The organism is Moraxella sp. HMSC061H09 (genome assembly GCF_001809255.1).
Taxonomy (GTDB): Bacteria; Pseudomonadota; Gammaproteobacteria; order Pseudomonadales; family Moraxellaceae; genus Moraxella; species Moraxella catarrhalis.
In genome coordinates this window covers 106,713-129,612 of record NZ_KV796853.1, presented here as the reverse complement: position 1 = coordinate 129,612, position 22,900 = coordinate 106,713, and the positions used below count along the sequence as shown (strand labels likewise).

Annotated in this window: 21 protein-coding genes; 10 read left to right on the top strand and 11 right to left on the bottom strand. The window is 40.9% G+C overall.

Annotated elements, in window-relative coordinates; translation table 11 throughout:
* From HMPREF2573_RS09615 to HMPREF2573_RS06335, 3 genes are all read left to right on the top strand, one after another.
* Positions 1 to 717, top strand: coding sequence for a hypothetical protein (locus HMPREF2573_RS09615; RefSeq protein WP_227542842.1), 717 nt, complete (start codon positions 1 to 3; stop codon positions 715 to 717).
* A 98-nt stretch (positions 718 to 815) separates the two neighbouring features.
* Entirely contained in the window at positions 816 to 1,430 is a 615-nt protein-coding gene (locus tag HMPREF2573_RS06340) for an OmpA family protein (protein WP_003657096.1), read from the top strand.
* The gene (locus tag HMPREF2573_RS06335) at positions 1,417 to 2,268 is read left to right on the top strand and encodes an HNH endonuclease signature motif containing protein (RefSeq protein WP_003657094.1); all 852 of its coding nucleotides are present in this window, start codon (positions 1,417 to 1,419) and stop codon (positions 2,266 to 2,268) included. Before HMPREF2573_RS06340 ends, HMPREF2573_RS06335 begins: the two co-directional genes overlap by 14 nt.
* Before the next feature lie 129 nt (positions 2,269 to 2,397).
* On the opposite strand, the gene HMPREF2573_RS06330 is transcribed toward HMPREF2573_RS06335, so the two are convergent.
* From HMPREF2573_RS06330 to HMPREF2573_RS06310, 4 genes are all read right to left on the bottom strand, one after another.
* On the bottom strand, positions 2,398 to 3,927 hold the full coding sequence (locus HMPREF2573_RS06330) for a PepSY-associated TM helix domain-containing protein (RefSeq protein ID WP_003658686.1): 1,530 nt from the start codon (positions 3,925 to 3,927) through the stop codon (positions 2,398 to 2,400).
* Positions 3,928 to 4,032: 105 nt separating this feature from the next.
* Positions 4,033 to 4,506, bottom strand: coding sequence for a hypothetical protein (locus tag HMPREF2573_RS06325; protein ID WP_003657091.1), 474 nt, complete (start codon positions 4,504 to 4,506; stop codon positions 4,033 to 4,035).
* Positions 4,507 to 4,835: 329 nt separating this feature from the next.
* Positions 4,836 to 5,096 (bottom strand): GNAT family N-acetyltransferase, encoded by a 261-nt coding sequence (locus HMPREF2573_RS06315; RefSeq protein ID WP_003657089.1) that lies wholly within the window; start codon positions 5,094 to 5,096, stop codon positions 4,836 to 4,838.
* Between the two features lie 73 nt (positions 5,097 to 5,169).
* Positions 5,170 to 5,490: a hypothetical protein gene (locus tag HMPREF2573_RS06310; RefSeq protein ID WP_003657087.1), complete on the bottom strand. Its 321-nt coding sequence runs from the start codon at positions 5,488 to 5,490 to the stop codon at positions 5,170 to 5,172.
* Between the two features lie 387 nt (positions 5,491 to 5,877).
* Here HMPREF2573_RS06310 and ettA point away from each other — a divergent pair, with 387 nt between their 5' ends.
* The 4 genes from ettA (at position 5,878) to HMPREF2573_RS06290 (ending at position 10,653) form a co-directional block, all read left to right on the top strand.
* Positions 5,878 to 7,539 carry an energy-dependent translational throttle protein EttA gene (gene ettA / locus HMPREF2573_RS06305; RefSeq protein WP_003658683.1) on the top strand — a complete coding sequence of 554 codons (1,662 nt, stop codon included), beginning with the start codon at positions 5,878 to 5,880 and terminating at the stop codon, positions 7,537 to 7,539.
* A gap of 416 nt (positions 7,540 to 7,955) precedes the next feature.
* Entirely contained in the window at positions 7,956 to 8,765 is an 810-nt protein-coding gene (locus tag HMPREF2573_RS06300; protein WP_003665494.1) for an FKBP-type peptidyl-prolyl cis-trans isomerase, read from the top strand.
* Between the two features lie 169 nt (positions 8,766 to 8,934).
* Positions 8,935 to 9,585: a leucine efflux protein LeuE gene (gene leuE, locus HMPREF2573_RS06295; protein WP_003657084.1), complete on the top strand. Its 651-nt coding sequence runs from the start codon at positions 8,935 to 8,937 to the stop codon at positions 9,583 to 9,585.
* A gap of 72 nt (positions 9,586 to 9,657) precedes the next feature.
* On the top strand, positions 9,658 to 10,653 hold the full coding sequence (locus HMPREF2573_RS06290) for a hypothetical protein (RefSeq protein ID WP_003657083.1): 996 nt from the start codon (positions 9,658 to 9,660) through the stop codon (positions 10,651 to 10,653).
* 144 nt (positions 10,654 to 10,797) lie between these two features.
* On the opposite strand, the gene HMPREF2573_RS06285 is transcribed toward HMPREF2573_RS06290, so the two are convergent.
* The 3 genes from HMPREF2573_RS06285 to HMPREF2573_RS06275 form a co-directional block, all read right to left on the bottom strand.
* Positions 10,798 to 11,175 carry a rhodanese-like domain-containing protein gene (locus tag HMPREF2573_RS06285; RefSeq protein WP_004463463.1) on the bottom strand — a complete coding sequence of 126 codons (378 nt, stop codon included), beginning with the start codon at positions 11,173 to 11,175 and terminating at the stop codon, positions 10,798 to 10,800.
* Between the two features lie 64 nt (positions 11,176 to 11,239).
* Positions 11,240 to 11,800 (bottom strand): DUF302 domain-containing protein, encoded by a 561-nt coding sequence (locus HMPREF2573_RS06280; protein WP_083297499.1) that lies wholly within the window; start codon positions 11,798 to 11,800, stop codon positions 11,240 to 11,242.
* A 156-nt stretch (positions 11,801 to 11,956) separates the two neighbouring features.
* On the bottom strand, positions 11,957 to 12,751 hold the full coding sequence (locus HMPREF2573_RS06275) for an acetoin reductase (protein ID WP_003657080.1): 795 nt from the start codon (positions 12,749 to 12,751) through the stop codon (positions 11,957 to 11,959).
* A 499-nt stretch (positions 12,752 to 13,250) separates the two neighbouring features.
* Here HMPREF2573_RS06275 and HMPREF2573_RS06270 point away from each other — a divergent pair, with 499 nt between their 5' ends.
* Complete coding sequence (locus HMPREF2573_RS06270; protein WP_004463459.1) at positions 13,251 to 14,594, top strand: FAD-dependent oxidoreductase; 1,344 nt, start codon at positions 13,251 to 13,253, stop codon at positions 14,592 to 14,594.
* A 103-nt stretch (positions 14,595 to 14,697) separates the two neighbouring features.
* On the opposite strand, the gene HMPREF2573_RS06265 is transcribed toward HMPREF2573_RS06270, so the two are convergent.
* Positions 14,698 to 15,726, bottom strand: a complete 1,029-nt coding sequence (locus tag HMPREF2573_RS06265) for a bifunctional nicotinamide-nucleotide adenylyltransferase/Nudix hydroxylase (protein WP_003657078.1) — start codon at positions 15,724 to 15,726, stop codon at positions 14,698 to 14,700.
* Positions 15,727 to 15,966: 240 nt separating this feature from the next.
* On the opposite strand from HMPREF2573_RS06265, the gene nfuA reads away from it, so the two are divergent.
* Positions 15,967 to 16,578 carry a Fe-S biogenesis protein NfuA gene (nfuA, locus tag HMPREF2573_RS06260; RefSeq protein WP_003657076.1) on the top strand — a complete coding sequence of 204 codons (612 nt, stop codon included), beginning with the start codon at positions 15,967 to 15,969 and terminating at the stop codon, positions 16,576 to 16,578.
* A gap of 120 nt (positions 16,579 to 16,698) precedes the next feature.
* Here the strand turns inward: nfuA and HMPREF2573_RS06255 are convergent, their stop codons facing one another.
* Complete coding sequence (locus HMPREF2573_RS06255; RefSeq protein WP_003657074.1) at positions 16,699 to 17,712, bottom strand: adenosine kinase; 1,014 nt, start codon at positions 17,710 to 17,712, stop codon at positions 16,699 to 16,701.
* A 121-nt stretch (positions 17,713 to 17,833) separates the two neighbouring features.
* A complete protein-coding gene (locus HMPREF2573_RS06250; protein WP_003658675.1) occupies positions 17,834 to 18,283 on the bottom strand; it encodes a universal stress protein in 450 nt (149 codons plus the stop codon).
* 272 nt (positions 18,284 to 18,555) lie between these two features.
* On the opposite strand from HMPREF2573_RS06250, the gene HMPREF2573_RS06245 reads away from it, so the two are divergent.
* Positions 18,556 to 21,525 (top strand): insulinase family protein, encoded by a 2,970-nt coding sequence (locus HMPREF2573_RS06245; protein WP_070472932.1) that lies wholly within the window; start codon positions 18,556 to 18,558, stop codon positions 21,523 to 21,525.
* Between the two features lie 113 nt (positions 21,526 to 21,638).
* Here HMPREF2573_RS06245 and HMPREF2573_RS06240 read toward each other — a convergent pair whose 3' ends face one another.
* Entirely contained in the window at positions 21,639 to 22,859 is a 1,221-nt protein-coding gene (locus tag HMPREF2573_RS06240) for a BaiN/RdsA family NAD(P)/FAD-dependent oxidoreductase (RefSeq protein ID WP_003662650.1), read from the bottom strand.
* Positions 22,860 to 22,900 lie beyond the last annotated feature (41 nt).

The following is a 22,900-nucleotide window of genomic DNA, read 5'->3' as shown; positions in this document are numbered from 1 at the left end:
TTGATTCAATGGCAAGAAAATTATAAACAACAGCTTGAACAAATGCAGGTTCAGTATCAAAATCATACCAATGCTGTTGCAGCAACACAACAAGCCATTGACAATATTCATGATAATTTATCACATATTGCACATCATGCTCAGAGCATTCCAGATTCTATGGAAAGGCTTGCCGTTGCTATTGAGTTGAGCCATACGCAAATTGATACTTTGTATGATCACTTGGCTGCTTTTGCTGATATGAAAGATAAGGCAGTTGCTGCTCTACCGAGCTTAAGTGAGCAAATCGATACCATGCTTCAGGGCATGGATGATGCCAGCCAAAAGCTGACCGAACAGTTTCATCAGATTCATCAAGCTATCAAAGCACAGCCTAGCATCATGCAAAGCACCACTCAAGAGCTAAAAAACACACTGGAGCGGCTGGTTGGTCAACTTGAGATTGATATCAAAAATATCACAGAAAAGCACGCCGGCAGTATCAAAGAGCAGATGAATCAGTTATCAAATATCGCTGCCCAAACCTTAGAGGACATCAGTGACAGCATAGAGGGTCAAATTAATAATTTTAATACCGCTGAAGCCAAAAAAATTGAGTCAGATTTGCAGCAAATGGGTAGCGCCTTAATTAGTATGACAAGCCAATTTACCAAAGATTATAAAGAGTTGGTCAATCATATGAATAATATCATTCGTCACGGAAGACCAATGCGATGACAATAATAAACAAGATGAGATTAAGTGTGCCGTCTTCAAGACAGTCATCAGAAGAGAGTACTCAGTGGTTGCCCATATCAGATTTGATGAGTGGATTAATGGTGTTATTTTTGTTCATTGCCATCAGCTTAATTTTGCAAGTGCGGCAAATCGCTGAAGAATATCAGGATACCCAAGAGCAAATTTATAAAGCATTGTTACACGAATTTGCAGACGATTTGCCCAAATGGGGAGCAAAGATAGATAAAGATACATTAACCATCTCATTTTTGTCTCCTGATATTTTATTTAAAACAGGTCAATCTGATTTGCAGGATAATTATAAAGAAATTTTATCTGATTTTTTCCCACGCTATATCAAAGTCATCGACCGCTATAAAGATAGCATTAACGAAATCCGTATCGAGGGTCATACCAGCAGCGAATGGGCGGCGGGAGTGGATGCTGATATTGCTTACTTTGAGAACATGCGGTTATCACAAGACCGCACCCGTACCGTTTTACAATTTGCTTATGCCATACCTGAGGTCAGTCAGTATCGTCCATGGATAAAGACACATTTGGCAGCAGTGGGCTTATCTTCTGCCAAAACCATCAAAAATGAGTCTGGGCTAGAGAATGCTGGTGCATCAAAAAGAGTGACTTTTCGTATTTTGACCAATGCCGATGAACAAATACAAAAAATAAGCAAGAGTTCTTATGAAGAAAACTAATGTATTTGATGAGCTGATAAATAACACCAAAAGGATGGTTGATCATCTTGTTGAATTTAAGCTTCAGCCAAGAGGCCCTCTTGATTTACAGTTAGATACGAAGCTTGCCACACCAAAGGGAGTGCAGATTGATAGTTTATCTGAGCTGGCGACTGATGAAACAGGTGTGTTTGCCTATCATGGCAGAAAAGTCGTGTTATTTATTCCTGACCATGGCTATGGGAATAGTTTTGATCAAGTTAAAAATGGTGATTTGAATGTAGGTAAAAAAGTACATTTTACCCAATGTAAGACACTTGATGATATGGCTAACAATGGTCGGTTGAATCGTTATCACATTAATAAAAATCAAAATGGCTTATTTGAAATTGTTAATAATGTTGGCGATACACATACAACCAAGCTGATGCCATGTCATAATTGTTTAAAAATTCTTAATTATAATGATTATTTATCAATCAAAACACCAGCAATTTTTAGGCAAAATTTTGACTTTTTGGCATTTTTTAATGGTGATTATCAGACCAAATTTACCAAATTGCCCGAATATGTGGGACAAAATAAGGGTGGTTATACAGAAGATTGGTCGACAATAAGTCGTAATTTTAAAAAAAGCAAAGACTATCTTTGTCAAGTCTGTGGCGTTAACTTATCTGGGTATCAGCATTTGGCCGATGTGCATCATATTGATGGCGTAAAACAGAATAATAGCCAAAATAATTTGATGTGCCTGTGTAAATTATGCCATGTTAATCAGCCAAATCATGCCCATATGAGTATCGGTGATGAGATCAAAAACCAGATACAACAACTAAGATGGCAGCAGCGACTGCTGTGAGTATGACCGTGATGGTGGCTGATGATCGATAATGTCAGTCAGGCTGGTTATTAATGACAAAAAATAATAAAAAGTGGCCAATTAAGCTAAGGCCACTTTTTATATGATAAACGATATTGTCAGGCTTGGTTATTTTAATAGTTTACTTAATAATGGAACTCGGCTGATGATGAGCCAATCTAAAATGACGATAACCAAGATGGCAAACAACCCCATGGGAAAGAGTGCTGAAATTAACAATAACACCCCACCAAAACCCCACCAAATGGGAATGTTTTTTTGACTGGCTGGGGGGATTAAGCCCATCGGTAAAGCGGATTTGTTGTTTTTATGCAGGTTGGTGGCGGGTCTGCGTTGCCACCACATCACAAGACCGCTGATACAAATGGCAATGACGCTTAAGCAAAATAAGAGGTTTGCCAAAATACTAAAAATTCCTGCTGTCCCCATATGCAGTGCAATACCAACCGCCATAAACTTGCCAAATGCTGAATAGTCATGGTAGCGAATGTCTGCCAATACCTCGCCAGAATAACGGTCAATATGTACTGTGCGGTCAGCGGTTGGATTGGGGCTGTCATAGCTCATCGAATCTTGGCTGATGCTCCAAACGCCTGTTGGTGTTTTGGGGTAGTTGATTTGATATCGTCCCACAAAGCCCATGTTTTTAGCCATGTTATCAATAAAATCAATGTCTGGTTGCGTCATTTGCCATGCGTTTGATGTGGGCGTGGAGCTTGGCATGGGGGTTTTTTCAAGTACCCAGGGCACTTGTTTTGTGCCATCATTAAGAGCATCACCGTGTGTGGGTGCTGAGATATCTGTGGCATGATGGGGTGTATCTGCTGTATTTTGTTGCTGGTATGATGCGTCATCATGAGCAGTATCAACGGGTAAACTGGAGGTAGGTACAGGTTCTACGCCCCATTTGCCAGCAGGAAACTGATTCCATGCTTGCATGATTTTTTCTCCCCAAATCCCAGCCCAAGCCAAGCCTGTGATACAAAAAAATAACAACACAATGGCAGTCCAGCTGCCTAAAACTGCGTGTATTTCACGCCATAAGTTGCGTTTTGTTTTGGTGTCTTGTACGGTCAGCATTTTTATCACACTTTTGCGTTTTTGCCACCAAAGATAAATGCCAGTGATGATTAATAAAATGGTTAAAGAAGCCGCTGTTTCAAGCAATAAATCTCCTGTTTTACCCATCAATAAATCACCATGAATGCTGTCTAATGTGTGATATAAGCCAGATTTTTGCGGTTGTGTGCCAACGATTTGGGCCGTGTAGGGGTCTATGGCAACCCAGTTGGCAACTTTGGTATCATGATTTTTAACTAAAAAAGCGGCGGCATGATGATCATCTTTTGGAGCGATGTATTGCGTCACTTGTCCGCCAGCGATGTTTGATGTGGCGATGTGAGCTTGATGAGATACTGCCATACTGGTGTTTTGTGGCGATACGCTGATAAGCTCACCTTGTTTGCCAACCGTATTGGATAATATAATCATGCCAAGCCCTGTGCCGGCCAAAATCACCAAAAATGGTATGACAAATAACCCTGCATAAAAATGCCACCGCCAAATGCGTAAATAATGCTGTGGCGCTGTTGATTGACTGTGTTTTGATGAAAGATTGGATTGGATGCTTTTGCTCATAACTATTCTCAGTAAAATTGTGTGAATTGGTTTTATAGACCAAAATAAATCTGCTTTTGTCAATGTAATGATTGACAAATTGTGATGAATTTTGGAGTGATTTGATTAAGAATAATCAGGAGAAGCACGGCTTGGTGGGCGTAAGAAAAATAAAAACTGCAAACGCAACTGACGATAAAAAGCGCCCAATTGTCTGTTGAATTGTAAAATATGACCAGACAAACCCAAAGCACCCGCTGGCAATGCAAAAGACATGGCACTTAGACAAATATCGCAGTCATGTTGATGGGGAGTTTGGTTGTCTTTTTTTGAAAAATGCGTGTGTGCTTGGTGAAGGTGAGTATGGGTTTGGTGCGACTGATTGATATGATTGATAATGGGGGCAAGCTTAATACAAATATTATAACCAATCTTTGGTTTTTCCACCCACAGTGAAGATGTCATGGGCATCAGTAGCATCAACCAAGCTAAAACCGCCAATACCCAGCCAAACCACGATCGGTGACGCTTAGACAATTGATGAGGCTTGGCGTTTGGATAAAACTTAATGTTTAAAAGGTGATAAGAACGATGCCACATAATCAGCCTTATAAGACCATCAGACAATCACTTAACACACACCAATCAGTTAATGTACGGGTTGGTATGATGATAAAATCAGTCATTGATAAAATGATATTATACCATCAATTAACAACACTTAATGAAAATTATGTTACTTATATGTCACTTAAATGCAGCTTAGCCAATCATATACACGCTTGATAATCCTTGATCACTAAAATTAACAATAATTAAAATCGATGATACTTAAAATCACAGTGAGGCACTTGAGAATGTCTAAGTCATCAGACCGATTATGTTGATTAATGAAGCTGCAAATCAGCGGTATGTTAGATTGCTCGGTTTTATGTTGTGTGCTGCTTATTGATGTAATGTGCCACAAAACTACAACTTGGTATGATGGTTTTATTATTTTGATTGGCATATTGAACAGCGTATTTCACCAATGCCGTACCAACACCACGACCGCCTAACTGTGGCGGAACAAAAGTATGATGATAATTTAGCGTATTATCATCAATAATGGCATAGCTGAGATACGCAGTATGCCCATCAATGGTCGTTTCAAAACGCTGAGTATCGGGGCTGTGGGTGATGGTTGGCATTAGATCTACTCCAAAATTGCGGTAAAATACTGATTATTATTTTAGTATTTTACCGCAAATGTCTAATTTGGTATTATTGACAGTTTTTCTTTGAATACAAATCTGTCAATAATGCTTGACGTTCTTTGGCGGCAGTAATTGCTTCTTCGGTATTTGAGTATGTGCCAATTAGGGCTGGCCAGAAAAATACTGCTGCTGCAACATTTTTGCCAGTTATTTTGCGTTCGGCACGCGCTTTCTTCTCAAATTCCTCAGCTTCAGCAATTTCGCTCTTGATTTGACTGCAGGTCAGCTCGTTGTCTGTAATTTTTTTGGTTTGAACCACGTGTGGCGTTGCACAAGCTTGTAATAATAATGCCAATGCACCCAATGTAGCAATAGCTTTTAACTTCATATATACTCCGAATTTTGATAAGTATGTGATGATGTAAGTTTGTCTTGCTCACTGTCAAGTAAGCGTTTAACACTTTTTACTGTGCCAATATTATCAAATGTGGGTTTAATCGGTTGGGATAGCTGACACATTGCGAATAATATTTAACACGAGCTATACAGTACTATAACATAATATTATAGTCAAGTTAAATTATATCTTTAATGTTAAAATTTAACCTCTTTTCTATAGGCATCATTTTCAGATATTTATCAAATGAATAACCTTGCCCCACTTTCTAAAGCATGCGATAATAAAGCATTAACTTGTTTTACTTTTTAGCTTAACTATTTTTATCAATAATCATTTAACTCAATCCAATCAAAAATTAACTAATTAAGGCTTATTATGGCTCAATATATCTACACCATGAACAAAGTGTCAAAACTTGTTCCGCCAAAGCGTGAAATTTTAAAAGACATCAGCTTGTCCTTTTTCCCAGGTGCCAAAATTGGCGTGCTGGGTCTAAATGGTGCTGGCAAATCCACGCTGCTGCGTATCATGGCGGGTGTGGATACAGAATTTAGCGGTGAGGCACGAGCGGCAACAGGCATTAAAATTGGCTATCTGCCCCAAGAACCACAGCTTGACCCTGCCAAAGATGTGCGTGGCAATGTGGAAGATGGTGTGCGTGAGGCCTTAGATGCCCTAGAACGCCTAAACCAAATCTATGCTGAATATGCCGAGCCTGATGCTGATTTTGACAAATTGGCAGCCGAGCAAGGCAAAATGGAAGACATCATTCAAGCGTGGGATGCCCACAACCTAAATACTCAGCTTGAAAAAGCAGCGGATGCCCTTCGCCTGCCACCGTGGGATGCCGATGTCTCCAAGCTGTCAGGGGGTGAAAAACGCCGTGTTGCTTTGTGTCGTTTGCTGCTGTCCAAGCCTGACATGCTACTTTTGGATGAACCGACCAACCATTTGGATGCAGAGTCTGTGGCATGGCTTGAACGCTTCTTAAAAGACTACTCTGGGACGATTGTGGCGATTACCCATGACCGCTATTTTCTTGACAATGTCGCTGAGTGGATTTTGGAGCTAGACCGTGGTTATGGCTATCCCTACCAAGGTAACTACACCGAGTGGCTAGAACAAAAGAACAAACGCTTAGAACAAGAGCAAAAACAAGAAGAGGCCTTTGCCAAGGCACTAAAACAAGAGCTAGAATGGGTGCGTAAAAACCAAAAAGGTCAGCAAGCCAAATCCAAATCTCGCCTAGAACGCTTTGAGGAGATGAACTCTCGTGAGTTTCAACAGCGTAACGAAACGGCGGAGATTTATATCCCACCAGGGCCTCGTTTGGGCAATAAAGTCATTGAGGTCAATAACATCTCAAAATCTTTTGATGGACGCTTGTTGTACGAAAACTTATCATTTACTGTGCCACCCATGGCAATTGTCGGTATTGTAGGCCCAAATGGTGCTGGCAAAACCACACTTTTTAACATGATTACAGGTAAAGACACGCCAAATACAGGCACAGTAGAGGTTGGTGAGAGCGTAAAAGTTGCTTATGTGGGGCAGGTCAGAGATGAGCTGGATGATAAAAAAACCGTGTGGGAGGAGGTCTCAGATGGGCTTGATATGATTACTGTGGGTGAGTATACCACGCCAAGCCGTGCCTATATCGGACGCTTTAACTTTAAAGGGCAAGACCAACAAAAACTCGTTGGTAATTTATCAGGCGGTGAGCGTAACCGCTTGCAACTTGCCAAAACCCTAAAACAAGGGGCAAATGTCATCTTGCTGGATGAACCATCCAACGACCTTGATGTGGAGACCTTGCGTGCCTTAGAAGATGCGGTGCAGGTGTTCCCTGGTACGGTCATGGTGGTATCGCATGACCGTTGGTTCTTAGACCGTATTTGTACGCACATTTTGTCATTTGAGAACGAAGCGCCAGAGTTTTTTGATGGTAATTATAGCGAATATGAAAAATGGCGTAAAGAGCGACTTGGGGCAGATGCCGCACCCAAGCGTATGAAATATAAGAAGATTGGTGGATAGAGCTTGATGACTATATAGGTGATTTAAATTTACTTTGTCATAGCCCTAATAAAAACCTGTCTAAAGTCTTAGGCAGGTTTTTTGTTACTGTGATGACTGCCTAAATACTCAAAAGCAACACTGTCATCAAAAATTTGCACAGATGGATAAATTGGGCAAAATGGGAAAAAATCTTTTTTTGAAATGACACCGCTTAGCCCAAGAGATTAAATGATTTTTGGCTTATTTTATAAGAAGCCATAAGTAAGAATATTCACAAGAACGATACAAGATTGTTATCAAATCTGCTTCAAAAACCTTACTTAAGGCATGGTAAACGATGGTAATTTTTGGTATGATTAGCCAACTTTATTTATATCACACTTTTTATATTACATCACTTTTTATATTACATAGAAATCATGCAGAGACCATTTATGAAAAAACATGCACTGGTTGCCACCATGGCAGCAACATTGATTTTGGTAGGCTGTCAAAAAGACACTTCAGCTTCGCTGCCTAAAGCAGGCGAAAAGTCAACCGTCGTTAGCGATAAAAGCACAGAGATTGAACAAGTCAGCTATGTGTTTGGCTATGACGCAGGCGAGTCTATGAAAAAAATTGAAGAAAATTTAGACATCGATGTTTATATCAAAGCGTTTAAAGATGGCTATGCAGGTGTTGATAGTGCTTTAACGAAAAAGCAGATTCAGACATTGGGTCAAGCATATGAAAAGCGTAAAACCGAAGAAGCCATTCAAAAACAACAACAAGCTGCCGTTACCAATAAGGCTGATGGCGAAAAGTTTTTGGCTGAAAATGCTAAAAAAGATGGCGTAAAGACAACACCATCAGGTCTTCAATATAAAGTTATTACTGAGGGTACGGGCAAATCTCCCACGGCCAAAGATGGTGTTTATGCAGCTTATGAAGGCAGATTGATTGATGGTACGGTATTTGATTCATCTGAAGGCGAGGCTGTGCCATTTATGCTAAGTCAGGTCATTGAAGGCTGGTCTGAAGGCTTGCAACTGATGAAAGAAGGTGGCAAATATGAGCTGTATGTTCCAAGCCAAATGGCATATGGTGAACACGGTATGTACAATGCTGGCATTGGTCCAAACAGTGTTTTGGTCTTTGTGATTGACCTAAAAAAAGTTTCTGATGAAAAAGCCATAGCTGCCGAACAGCAGGCAATCATTGATGCTCAAATGCAAGCCATTCAAGAATCGCAAGGTCAACGATAGCCTTTAGCCGTATTGGCATTGACTCAAAAATTGTAAAAAATTGCAATCACCCCAAAAGTTAGATAATTTTTGGGGCATTTTTATGACTAAAATTTACGAAATGATTGCAAGTAAAAAATAAATTCGCTATAGTGAGCAAATTTTGATAAGCTGTTAATATGGATGTGTAATGTTCGGTACAATCAATTTATTGACTTATTTTTTGGCGGTGGTTGTGGTCATCGTTTTACCTGGCCCAAACAGTTTGTATTGCTTATCGGTATCAGCATCACATGGTTATACAGCAGGTTTGCGGGCAATTGCAGGCGTTTTACTGGGCGATCTCATACTGATTATGGCAACAGTTTTTGGTGTGGGTGCCATACTGAAGCAATATCCACAAGTTTTTGATGTCATCAAGCTGATTGGTGGTACTTATTTGGCTTATCTTGGCACTCGCCTGATTATCGGAGCTTACCATACCTTTAAAAATCGCCAAGCCATCATGAAGTCAGAGTTATCAATTAAGCCACCAAAAAAACAAAATTATTTTTATCGTTCACTCAGTCTTAGCGTAACCAACCCTAAAGCGATTTTATTCTTTTTGTCGTTTTTTGTACAATTTGTTGACCCAAATTATGATAAACCATTGCTAAGCTTTTTGGTGTTGGCGGTGATTTTACAGATGGTAAGTGTTAGCTATTTGACTTTATTGGTGTATACTGGTAAGGCGTTGGCTGAAAAATTTTCAAAACGCCCCGTCTTGAGTAGCCTTGCGATGTTTAGTGCTGCGATGTTATTTATTGGGTTTGGGGTAAATCTATGGATCAGCCAAATTTAGCATCTTGATTGATTGGTGGAGTTAAGAGAGGGCATCATGCAGTGTAAAATAGCTGTTGTATATGTGCTGATAATGGCGGGTACACCTCTGGTATGGGCAAATCAAACAGCAAAAGCGGCGGTTGATGAGCTGGCACAACCAAAGGTAAAAACTGGCATGAATGCCATAAAACCTGACATCAATACCATGGGCTGGATTGATAAAAATCATCAAGGTTTTCAAGATTGGCTTCAAAATAGTGCTGTTAATATAGATGGATGGTTTGGAGAAAATCAATCAACAAAACCTGCTAAGGCAAGCTTACGAGTAATGATGGACACCACATGGAATAAATATGATGGTATAAAAATTAAACCTCGTGTGCGAGGTCGTATTAAATTGCCAACCCTTGAAAATCGCCTTAGTTTGGTTTTTGGTGATGATTCATTGGATTATGAAACCCGTGATGGTGCGCTGAGTGATGATCGTAAAGTTATGCCAAATGCTAATGATCACCGATACGATCGCCGTGAAACACGAGAGAGTAACTCTTCTTTGGCACTCAGATGGTCTAAATTTCGTCGTAATAAAGATATTGATATAGATTTGGGCGTCAGGTCAAATGATGTCTATATCCGTGCCAAAGCCGAAAAGAAATGGGAGATGCCGCATGATATTACGATGCGTTTTGAGCAAATGTATCGTTATGGCTCACATACGGAACATACTGCTGTTTCAACGCTTGAGTTCACTCAGCCACAATCTGGGCATAGTGATTTGGTCAGTCGTAGCCAGCTGCATTATACTCACAAAGGAGAAGAAAATCTTTATTGGCACAGCAGTTTATTTCAGCGTCATTTTGTGCCTGTCAAGCATGGCAAATCAGAGCTGAATTATGGTTTATATGTGGGTGGTAATATCCAAGATAAAAAAGTATACCTAAATACTTATGGACCTTATGTAGGCTATCGCCAACCTGTATGGCGACCATGGCTATTCTTACAAACTGATGTGAGTTATTACAACAGTAAACATGACGCTCGCAGTCATCACACATCCATCTTTGGGCGTGCCGAAGTTATTTTTTAAAGTTATTTTTTAAAGTTATTTTTTAAAGTTGTTTTTTAATACATTAGATTTTAAAATCACTATCACCAAAAAATAACTGGCACACTCATTTTATCAGCCTAAGCTGATGGTTGCTCTTACTGTCTTATTGGCATTTACTAACCATCAACGATAACCTTTATCATACAAGTCTTGATAGCCGCCATGGTTAACCACATTGGTATGGCCCATTTCTAAGAGTGTCTTACGAGCCACCTCAGCACGGCGACCAGAACGACAGTACAAATTGATGGGGGCGTTTTTATTCGGCTCAATGGCTTCAATATGGCTTGCGATTTGGTCAGGCGTGATGTTTAATGCCCCTTGTAAATGCCCATCGGCATACTCTTCGGCACTACGAACATCAATCCACACACCCACGGCTTTGGCAGGGGGCTGGCTTATGGCAGTTGTTTTGGTTGGATTTTGGGCGGTGGCATTGAATGAGCAGGCACTTAAGCCAAAAGTTGCCACGGATAATGCCAATAAAACGGCGTGTTTCATCATCGTATCCTGATGTAATGGATTGATTCTGAAGTTATTAAAACTAAAAGTTATTAAAACATCACTATTGAGTTACGGTTTTTTCAATTAATTTTTCAGCATTGGCAAGCGTGTCTTTAACATCATCAAAGCCAATCTGACTGCCTGCTATCAGTGCGTGCGTGTCTTCAAAGCTGACCCAAACCTGACCATCTGTTTCGGTAACCAACACTTTCAGGGGTAATTTTAACGCAAAATGAGGGTCTTTTTTCATCAATGGCGTGCCTGCTTTTGGTGTGCCAAAAACGATGACTGTGGCAGGTTGCATGTCCAAATCCACTTGTTGGGCAGCGTGCTGGTGGTCAATGGTGGCAAAGATGGTCATGTTTTTCTCTTTAAAAGCAGACTGCAAGCGACTGACGGTGTCATTAAAATCATAACGGCTGGCGATGGTTTTGGTGGTGTATGTTATGTTCATGGCGTGATGCTCCATGGTTTGGGTGGGTATGGTTTTAGCAGAGCTGGGTTGTGATGTCAGGTGGCTGCCATAAGCGGTCAATGCCATCATGGCAGTCAACGACATCACCATGGGCAAAAAAAACCGCTTGGTTTTTTTAACCGAGTGTTTCACTGAGTGTACTGTCATAAATCATCTCTCTGGGTTTAATTAAAATATTTTTAATGACTTTCTTATTATCCACAAAAAGCATTGGGCAACTCTCCCAATGCTTTTTTTAATGTTGCTTTCAATGTCGCCAATGTTATTATGTCAGTCATCACATTGTCAATTATCTAAACACCATTATCTAAATACCATGCCACCATCGGTCAGTATGGTTTGACCTGTGATGTAATCGGCATCTTTGGACGCTAAAAATGACACCAAGTTGGCAACATCTTCTGGCTGTTGTGGACGACCAACCAAGATGCCTTGGGTAAACTCTTTCCATGCTTGTTTTGGTTCATAGCCTTTATGCTCAACAAAAGCAGCATCAATACGCTCCCACATCGGCGTGTCAGCAACCCCTGGGCAATAAGCATTGACACGGATATTATGCTCGGCAAGTTCTTTGGCGGTAGAATGGGTGAACGAACGCACCGCATGCTTGGTGGCACTGTATAAGCTTAGCATCTCATAAGATTCATGTCCTGCAATGCTGCACGCATTGATGATTTTGCCGATGCCGTCTTGTTTTTTCATCTGCTCAGCCGCCGCTTGGGTGCCAAAAATCACGCCTTTGATGTTCACTCCAAGCACACGGTCAATCTCTTTTTCTTCAATTGCCAAAAATGGCTCAACCGACTCAACCCCTGCGTTATTGACAAACACATCTACCTGTCCAAATGCCTTGACCGCTTCATCAACCAAGCGGATTTGGTCGTCTTTTTTAGAGGCATCACCAACAACGCTGATGCTCTCATAGCCTGCTTTGTCAAATTCATCTTTGGCCGTTTTTAAATTGTCTTCGCTGATGTCATGCAACACCACTTTAAAGCCATCTTTTGCCAAACGAGTGGCAATGGCATTGCCCAAACCTGCGGCAGACCCTGTTACGATGGCAACTTTGCCGTTTTGTTGATTGTTTTGTGTGGTCATCATGTTATCCTTATATTCATGTGTGATAAACAAATAAGTCAATTTTTATTGAAATTCTTAACTTAAATTTAAAATTTAACCAAATCTAAGTCAAATGATTGATTTAAGTGGGCAGCATTTTTAAGCAGGCAACATTGCTAAACTAAGCCGTTATTTAAAAAAAGCCACTTAAAAACGGTAAAACAGTAAAAAATTCACTTACCCTTTGATTATAACAACCAATCATTTTTAAAATAGGCATGATGCGTTATTGGCTTGTGTTGTTTATGTAACAGTGTTTGGAACACCTTAATGATTGGTTGATAAAAGGTGATTTGGTTATGATTTGGCTGGATAACAATGCTCAATTTGGGTAAAATCTAAAGCCTTGGCTTAGGTTTGGTTTTAGCTTAAGTTCGGTTTTTTAGGTTTTTTTAAGTTGTTTGGTTTAACAGCCATTTTGGTTTATTTTCATTTTTTAAGGGCAATTTATTTAAGGGTAAATATTTAAGGGTAAGTTATGACACATTCTCACAATATCCGCCACACTGAGCATCTCATCATCGGTTTTGGTAAAGCAGGGAAAACTTTGGCTCAAACCCTTGCTAAAGCAGGTAAAGAGGTCATCTTGGTAGAAAAATCTGCCGATATGTATGGGGGTACTTGCATTAATATTGGGTGTATTCCATCAAAAAAATTGGCATTTTTATCACATGAGCGTGATGTGTCATTAAGCGATGCCATTGCCCGTAAAAATCAACTGATTGCTAAGCTTAATCAAGCCAATTTTGATAAAGTCAATGAATTAGATAACGCCACGGTCATCACAGGTGAAGCCAGTTTTATTGATGATAAGACCGTGCAGGTGGTGACAGCTGATGACACTCTAAAAATCACCGCTGACCACATTCATATCAATACAGGAGCGTATAATTGGCAACCACCCATTGATGGGCTAAAAGACAGCAAATTTGCCCATGACAGCACCAGTATCATGCAGTTAACCCAATTGCCAAAACAGTTGGTCATCATTGGTGGGGGATATATTGGGTTGGAATTTGCCTTTATCTTTGCTGGGTTTGGCAGTGTGGTCACGATTTTAGAAACTGCCGATACTTTTTTACCAAAAGAAGATGCTGACATTCGCCAAAATTTGTTGGGCATTATGGCAAACAAACAAATCACTGTCAAAACCAAGCAACAAATTAAGCAGGTTAATGATGCCAACAATCATGCGATGGTTGTAACCGAAGATGGGGAATTGATGGCAGATGCGATTTTGGTGGCAACAGGTCGTCGGGCAAATACGCAAGGGTTAGACCTTGATAAAGCAGGCGTCATATTGACGGATAAAGGCAACATTGCCGTTAATGATAGGCTACAAACCAGCGTGCCACATATCTATGCGATGGGTGATGTGGCAGGCAGTCCACAGTTTACTTATATTTCCTTGGACGATTATCGGGTGGTCAAAAGTCAAGTGTTGGGTGATGGCACATATACCACAAAAGGACGCACTTTTGCCTATGCGGTGTTTACCAATCCACCGCTTGCCAATGTTGGCATGACCGAGCAAGTTGCCAAGGAGCAAGGGCATGCCGTTAAGACGGCTGTTTTAGAGGCGGTCAACATTCCCAAAGCCAAAATCTTAGAGCAAACCGATGGACTATTAAAAGCGGTGATTGATGCCAAAACCGATAAAATACTGGGTGTGCAGTTGTTATGTGACAATGCCCATGAGTTGATTAACTTTATGGATTTGGCAATTCGTCAGGGTCTGACTTATCAAGAGGTTAGGGATTATATTTTCACTCACCCAACGATGAGCGAAGCGTTAAATGAGTTGTTTGCAAAGTTTGGGTAAGCATCGCTCATGGCGGTGTATGGCTGAGTACAGTTTATTGATGTTTTGGCATGAGTTTAAGATGTGGAAAAAACCACATCTTAAACTTTGTATAGTATCGCAGTCAAATTTTAAGTAACTGACAGATGATGCCATAATGGTCTTCAAACATCTGTACCGCATTTAATTCGGATAAAGGTAGCCAAAAGGCACGATTTGCGTCATCACCAGCTTGGACATCAGGTAGGGTTTGCTGCTTTGGTAGCTCAAAATAATACACCATCGTCACCGTACGAGCTCTTTGGCTGCGTTTGGGTGCATCAAACAAAGTTGCTGTTATCAGACTGTTTTTGAGCAAGCTGATATCTAGATTTGTTTCTTCGTGAACTTCACGCAAACATGCTTGATAAAAATCTTCATTGGTATCCACAAAACCGCCGGGTAAAGCGTACAGTCCTTGCCCATATTCACCGCCACGCTCAATAAGCAAAATATGCCCCGATTGCACAATCAGTGCATCGCTGGTGATGAAGTTGGGTGGATAAGGTGCTGTCTGCCAAGCTGCTTGATAGGCTTGAATGTGCTGATACTCTTGCTTGAGGCGATGGTAAGCTTTGGTATGCTCAAAAGCTGTTAAAAATTCAACACAAGCTTTAGTCAGTTGGCTAAAGCTTGCCTGTTTTTTGGCACTATCATCACCAAAATATGCTTCTCTGATTGGTGTTGCTGATATGTATTCAAAATTTTTGACCATAAATGTCTTATATTGAGGAAAAAGTGCCAGATAATACGAACTTTCATCCTTGTCATGCCCAATAATACCAATGCGTTCATTGGGTGTATTGGCTGTGATGCTGACAATGGCATTTTGAACTTCAATGAGCCATTTATTATCATTATAAGTGGCGTCATTGATACCAAGGCAGTGAATGCGTTCACGATTTTTTTTGTCAAAACTGTTTAAAATCATTGCTTGTCGCTCATCGGGACGAAATGGATTTTTAATCGTGCGAGGGGAATTTGCCGAACCCATCAAAACAATTACTTGTCGTGCGTGTGCTAATGCCTGCGTGATGACATAATGATGACCTTGGTGAAAAGGCTCAAAGCGTCCGATAAAAATCAAATAGTCAAACTGTTGCGATGAATGCATGGTTTTATCCAAGAATTGTCAAGAATTTAAAAAATTTGGGTTGATAAAGTTAAGTTATGTTACCATATAAATTGATGTTAGCATACAAGCCAAAAAAGATATTGGTCGTTTAAGCTTGCAGGCTGTTTGCATTCTCATCTGACAAATACGCACCATAACCACAGCCAAACGATTTGCTAAAAAGCCAAAAAGTTTCATAAAACACAATAAATTAAATTAATTAAACAAAAGAGAGTTGCCATGAGTGAAGCATTAACCAGTAATATCAAAATTACCGAACCCGCCCAAGAGTATTTAGCTGATTTGCTTGCCAAGCAAGAAGAAGAGGGGATTGGTGTGCGTATTTTTGTGGAACATGCAGGCACGCCCCGTGCTGAATGTTGCATGAGCTATTGCCATGCTGATGAAATCGATGACCAAGATTTGCACATTGATTATGCCAAGTTTACCGCTCATATTGATGCTGATAGCATTCCTTATTTGCATGATGCGGTGATTGATTATAATAAAGACCGATTCGGTGGTCAGTTGACTTTTCGTGCGCCCAATTCCAAAGTTCCGCAAGTGGGCGAAAATGCCAGCATTGAAGAGCGTATTAATTATGTGCTGCAATCAGAGATTAACCCCAATCTTGCCAGCCATGGCGGTTCGGTAGATTTGTTGGAGGTGATTGAAGATGAAGCAGGATTAACAGCCGTTTTGAAATTTGGCGGCGGTTGCCAAGGGTGTTCGGCGGTTGATGTGACTTTACGCCAAGGGGTGGAAGTACAGTTAAAACAACAAATCCCAGAACTTACCCAAGTGGTAGACGATACCGACCACAGTATCTCAGATCATGCTTATTACAAATAATTTTTTGGCGATTGCTTGATAGAGCCAATCAAATAGCTTGTTGTTAATTAGTTTATCATGATAATAAAACCCCTTTTTTTAGCTTATGGCATTTAAAAAGGGGTTTTTAAGAAGATTGATTTATGTCAATGATACGGTGCGTTTTTTAATGGTTTGATACTCTGCGATGCTTAATCGTGGTCCAAACTGACCCACCACAGCTGCCGCCACAGCTGCCGCCAAGCGTCCACAATTTGGCAAATCAAGATTTTGCGATAAACCATATAAAAAAGCACCTGCGTAATTATCACCTGCACCATTGGTATCGATGACTTGACTGACAACACAGCTATCAATGTGATGCTCGATAATGCGATCATCGATGCGACAGGCAATGGTGGTTGGTTTATCTGAATTGGTAATGACCACCAAGTCACTGTATTTTAATAGTGTATTGACAGGATCGGCATCTGCATCGGCAAACAATGCCGCTTCCTCAGCATTACAAAATATCGCATCTACACCACGGTTTAAGATGGCACTTAACCCTTCTTTGGCAAATTTTACCACAGCAGGATCAGCAAAGCTCACCGCAACTTTAGCACCAGTTTTGCGTGCATGCTCGTACAGCTGGCTTAGTGCATCAGTGGCTGAAGGTGACATGGCAAGATACCCTTCTAAATACAGCCATTTTGCGTCTTTGAGTGTCTGAAAATTAATATTGTCAGTATTAATTTCACTGCTTGTACCCAAATGCGTTTGCATGGTGCGTTCTGCATCTGGTGTGACCAATACCACACAAGAGCCTGTTGTCCCATCTGCTTGCACAGCGTAGGTGGCATCGGTTGCAACGCCCAAATTGGCTAAATCACCCAAATAAAAATCACCCATATCATCACCACCAACACGGCAATGATAATAAGCACGACCGCCCAGTGCGGCAAACGCCACCATGCTATTGGCTGCTGAGCCGCCACCTGCTTGTTTGGCAGGTTTTAGGTTTTGTTCATTTAGGGCGGCAAACAGCATATTTTGACCATTGGTATCTACTAAGGTCATATTGCCACGAGCCAAACCTGTGGCATCTAAAGCGGCATCGGATAGGGTGAATTCGGTGTCAACCAAGGCATTACCAATAGCAACGACATCATACATAAAACAGTCTCTTTGATGATTAATTTAACGATGAAATTTAACGATGAAATGATTTTAATTTAACCGATATGGATGATGGATATCGGTTATGTTTTAGATTTGGCTGGTTAATCTTTGGTTATTAATCTTCGGTTAATTGTACAACCAATAAATCGCTGTCAATATCTGGCAAAATACTATCTGCGGTCGCTCCAGCAATCCAAGCTGATAAGCCAGTTCGCTTATGACGACCAATTACGACCAAGTCCACTGCATGAGCTTGGCAATAGTCAACAATACCTTTACGCCCTGAAATGGCGGTTTTGATATTAATATGATGTGCTTGTAAATGATTGCGTGCTAGCACATCGGCCAAGCGTATGCGAGCCGTTTGGCAGCGTTCATCATCAATGTGTTCGTGCAAGGCTGATGCAGGAATCAGCTCATAACCAAAACCAAGCATGGTTTCTTCGACAATATGTAGCACCGAGAGCTGTGCTTGTGGCTGCAGATCCAAAATCCATTTGGCCTTTTGAGCGACTAAATCGGTATCATCTTTTAGGTCGGTTACGAGTAATACATGCTGATACATCACTTTCTCCTGAGTTTGCCAAGTTGTTTGATTAATTTTAGTATATCAAAAGCCTTGTCATAAATCATCTTGGATTTGATAAAAAGCCAAATTGATTGATGAGTTTAATTTTGGTTAAGAATTTTGATTAATCTGGTATCTAAAATAACATGGATCATCAAACGCCATAAGCCAATCTGATTTTCTCATCGCATTAAAAATTAATCTGATGAAATGATGATGTCTTTAAAAGTGTGTTAAAATGAAAATTGGTTAAAATTTTGGACAGTTTTATGACGACACTTCATTCAAGTTTTGAGTTAATTGACAAGCGTAGCATTGAAGCACTTGACATCACAGTTTTGACATCACGCCATCGTTTAACTGGCGCGACTCATTATCATTTGGCGTGCGATAACAGTGAAAATGCATTAATGATTGGCTTTGCAACTCAGCCGATGACTTCTCGTGGTGAGGCACATATTTTAGAACATGTTGTGCTGTGCGGTTCTCAAAAATATCCTGTGCGTGACCCATTTTTTAGTATGATTAAGCGTTCTTTGAACACTTTTATGAATGCCATGACAGCAAGCGACTGGACAGTTTACCCATTTGCTAGTCAAAATAAAAAAGATTTTTTTAATTTATTGTCTGTTTATTTAGATGCGGTATTTTTCCCCAATATTCATCCGCTTGATTTTGCCCAAGAAGGCGTTCGAGTTGAGATTAATCAAGATAACCAGCCTGAGTATCATGGCATCGTCTTCAATGAAATGAAAGGGGCGATGAGCGGCGAGATTGATCAGCTGTATTATGCCTTGATGCCACATTTATTCCCAACGACCACTTATCATTATAATTCTGGTGGCGACCCTGCTCAGATTCCAAAGATGACGCATGAGGATTTGGTGGCATTTCACCAGACGCATTATCATCCAAGCAATGCCATTATCATGAGTTTTGGTAATATTGCCGTTGATGAAATTCAAGCTAAAATTCATGACGAGGCTTTGTCGCATTTTGATGATATTCAAAAACCTGCACAAGGCAAAAAGTTCACTGGCGTCATTGAAAAACCGTTAAGCCAGCCGATTCAGGTGTATGATACATACAGTGCAGATAGTGATGATAAACAGATGACCCATCATGTTTTGGCATGGCTTTTGCCAACCATTACCGACCCACGCCTACGCCTATCACTGCGACTGATGGAGGGTGTGTTAGCTGAACACAGTGGTTCGCCTTTGCGTGCATATTTAGAAAGTCATCCGCTGGCAGTTGCACCCAGTCCCTTGCTTGGGCTGGATGATAGCCATTACCAAATGGTATTTTATGCAGGGGTGCGTGGCTCAGAGCCTGAACACGCCGAAGTGTTAGAAAAGGGGATTTTGGCACTATTAAACCAAATTGCAGACAACCCAATTTCCCAAGAAGTCATTGAAACCATTTTGCATCAAATTGAAATTGATCAGCGTCATATTGGTGGTGACAGTATGCCGTATGGACTGACCTTGATGCTAGAGGCATTTAGCACCGCAGTTCATGGCGGTAATCCCTTGGATGTTTGGCAGATTGATGAGCATTTGGCATGGCTAAAACAACAGGCAGGTGAACCAAATTGGCTACAAAATTTGATTCGCCAATATTTGATTGACAATCCGCACCGTGTACGCTTAACCTTGTCTGCTGATACCAAAAAAGCGGCTCGATTGGTTGATGAGGAAAATCAAGCACTGGCGGCACTTGATGCCACGCTTAGTGATGATGATAAACAAAATCTGCTCACACAAGCCGCTCAATTAAAAGCTCGGCAAGCAGCCCCTGATGATGTGAGTATTTTGCCAAAAGTTGGACTTACCGATATTCCAAGTGAGGTGGCATTTACCAAGGGCATCAAAACAACCTTAAGCTTGGACGGTGAAACTTATCCAGTGCATTTGTATCATACAGGCACCAATGGATTATATTATTATCAAGTCATCACACCGCTGACCGATAAGGTGGCAGATGAGGTGATTAATAACCCGCTGCTGCCGCTGTATTTGACATTGTTATCGGAAGTGGGAACAAACAACTACGATGCCCGTACTTTTCAGGCGGTGCAAGCATCGCATTCATCTGGCGTAACCGCTCGTATCAGTCAGCGGACACAATTAACCGACAAAGAGTCTTTGAGCAGTTATTTTGTGGTTGCCACCCGTGCCTTGAATCGTAAACTTGAAGCCATTGAGCTGGTCAGTGAGGTGATGAATGAGACTGTATTTAGCGAAACAGACCGTATCCGAGAACTGTTACAACAAAAACAAAGTAGCTGGCAGGCTCGTTTGGCAAGTGCAGGGCATGCTTACGCCATGCAAACCGCTTCTTCTCGGATGAGCCACCAAGCACGCATTGAGTATGCTTATTCAGGATTGCCTGCGTTGGTAGCACTCAAATCATTTTTGGCATCAGCACAAGCCGATGACAGCCTATGGGATACCTTATGCCATCGACTCAGTGAGTTGCACCAAACTTTAATAAGCTTGCCAAAACAGGTATTGCTTGTTTGTGAAGAGCAGGTAAGTCCAGATTTATTAGATGAAATCTCAAAACATATCAGCACCAAAAAAACACCCGCACCAAGTCAAAAAGTATCTCACAAGCTGGTTTTTGATACACTCGATGAGTTGTTATGCCAACAAGATGAACCAAAAACCGCATGGCTAATCTCAAGCAATGTCTATTATAATGCAGCTGCCTATCAAGCAACAACATCAGAGCATGAAGATACGCCTGCTTTAATGGTGCTTGCCCCATTTTTAAGAAATGGTTATTTGCATGGTGCTATTCGTGAAAAAGGCGGTGCTTATGGCAGCGGTGCCAGTTTTGATAGCAATGCTGCTGCATTTCGGTTTTATAGCTACCGTGATCCGCATTGTGCCAAGACTTTTGCACATTTTGACAAAAGTATCGATTGGCTTTTGCAGACAAAGCATGATACTGAGCAATTGCATGAGGCAATTTTAGGGATTATTGCAGGTATGGATAAACCAGGCTCACCTGCGGGTGAAGCGGTCAAGTCATGTTTTAATGAGCTACATCATCGTGATAAGGCATGGCAACAAAATCTGCGTGCCAAAATTTTGGCAGTCAGTATTGATGATTTAAAGTATGTGGCTCAAAAATATCTTAAAAATAAGCCAAGTCATCAAGCGGTACTTGCCCCCATTGAACAAGAATTGGCACTCATCGATATGGGCTTTAAGATTAAAAAATTAAGCTAAACTGCCAAAAGTATTTGGTCGTTTTTAGATCCCACGCCCTAAAGATTGGGTGTGGGGTTGTCTGCTTATTTAAGGTTTTGGTTTAAATTTGGTTTAAAATAGTATCTTACCAGCTACCACCGCACCCCAATGCTCTGAGCACAGGCATAACCACTTGCCCACGCCCAAGTAAAGTTATAGCCGCCAAGCTGTCCTGCCACATCAAGCACCTCGCCGATAAAATACAGATTTGGCTGTCGGCGTGATTCCATGGTTTTTCCTGAGATATCATGCGTATCAACACCGCCCAAAGTCACCTCTGCGACACGATAGCCTTCAGTACCACTGGGTTTAAGACGCCAAGCATTTAACTGCTGACCAATGTGATGCATGGTTTCATCTTTTAAATTGGCAAGTTCAATATTTTGATAAGCTTGCCAGAACAATTGTTCAAATCCACTGATGAGTTTTTTGGGCAATAAGGCTGCTAGGGCAGTTCGCAGTAATTGCTTAGGGTGTATTCGCTTTGCATCTAATAGATACTGATACACATCTTGGGTGGGGACTAGGTTGATGGTAATTTGCTCGCCTGCTTGCCAGTGATTTGATAATTGTAATATGGCAGGGCCTGATAAACCACGATGTGTAAATAATATCGGTAAATCAAACGATGCTTTGTCATTATAAGCAATCACATCAAGACTTAACCCTGCTAATGATTTTATCATCTCACCGACTTTATCGGTGAAAGTAAAAGGGACTAGTCCTGCACGAGTTGGAATAATTTGATGTCCAAACTGTGTGGCAACTTGATAGCCAAAACCACTTGCACCCAGTGTTGGAATTGATAGCCCGCCTGTTGCTATGACTAAAGCGTGTGCTTGAATGACTTTGATGCGATTATCAGGGTGAGATTTGACAGTGACCAAAAAATGAGTATCAGTTGCTTGAATATCTTGGACGGTTGTTTTTAGATGAATATCAACCCCTGCCATGTGGCATTCGTTTAGTAGCATTGATAAAATGTCTTTGGCACTGTTTTTACAAAATAGCTGACCATGTTCACGCTCTTGATGGGCAATGTGATGGCGGTTGACCAAATCAATAAAATCTTCTGGCTGATATTTTGATAGGGCAGATTTGACAAAATGCGGATTTTGACCGATAAAATGGCATGGTTCAACTTGTTTATTAACGAAATTACAACGACCGCCACCTGACATAAGAATTTTTTTGCCCGCTTTATTGGCGTGATCAATAATGAGTACCGATTTGCCATATGCCGCCGTATTAAAAGCACAAAACAGCCCCGATGCCCCTGCGCCGATAATAAGAGTGTCTACACTGATGCTCACAAAAACTCACCGCTGGATCAATAAAATAAAAAGATGGCTTA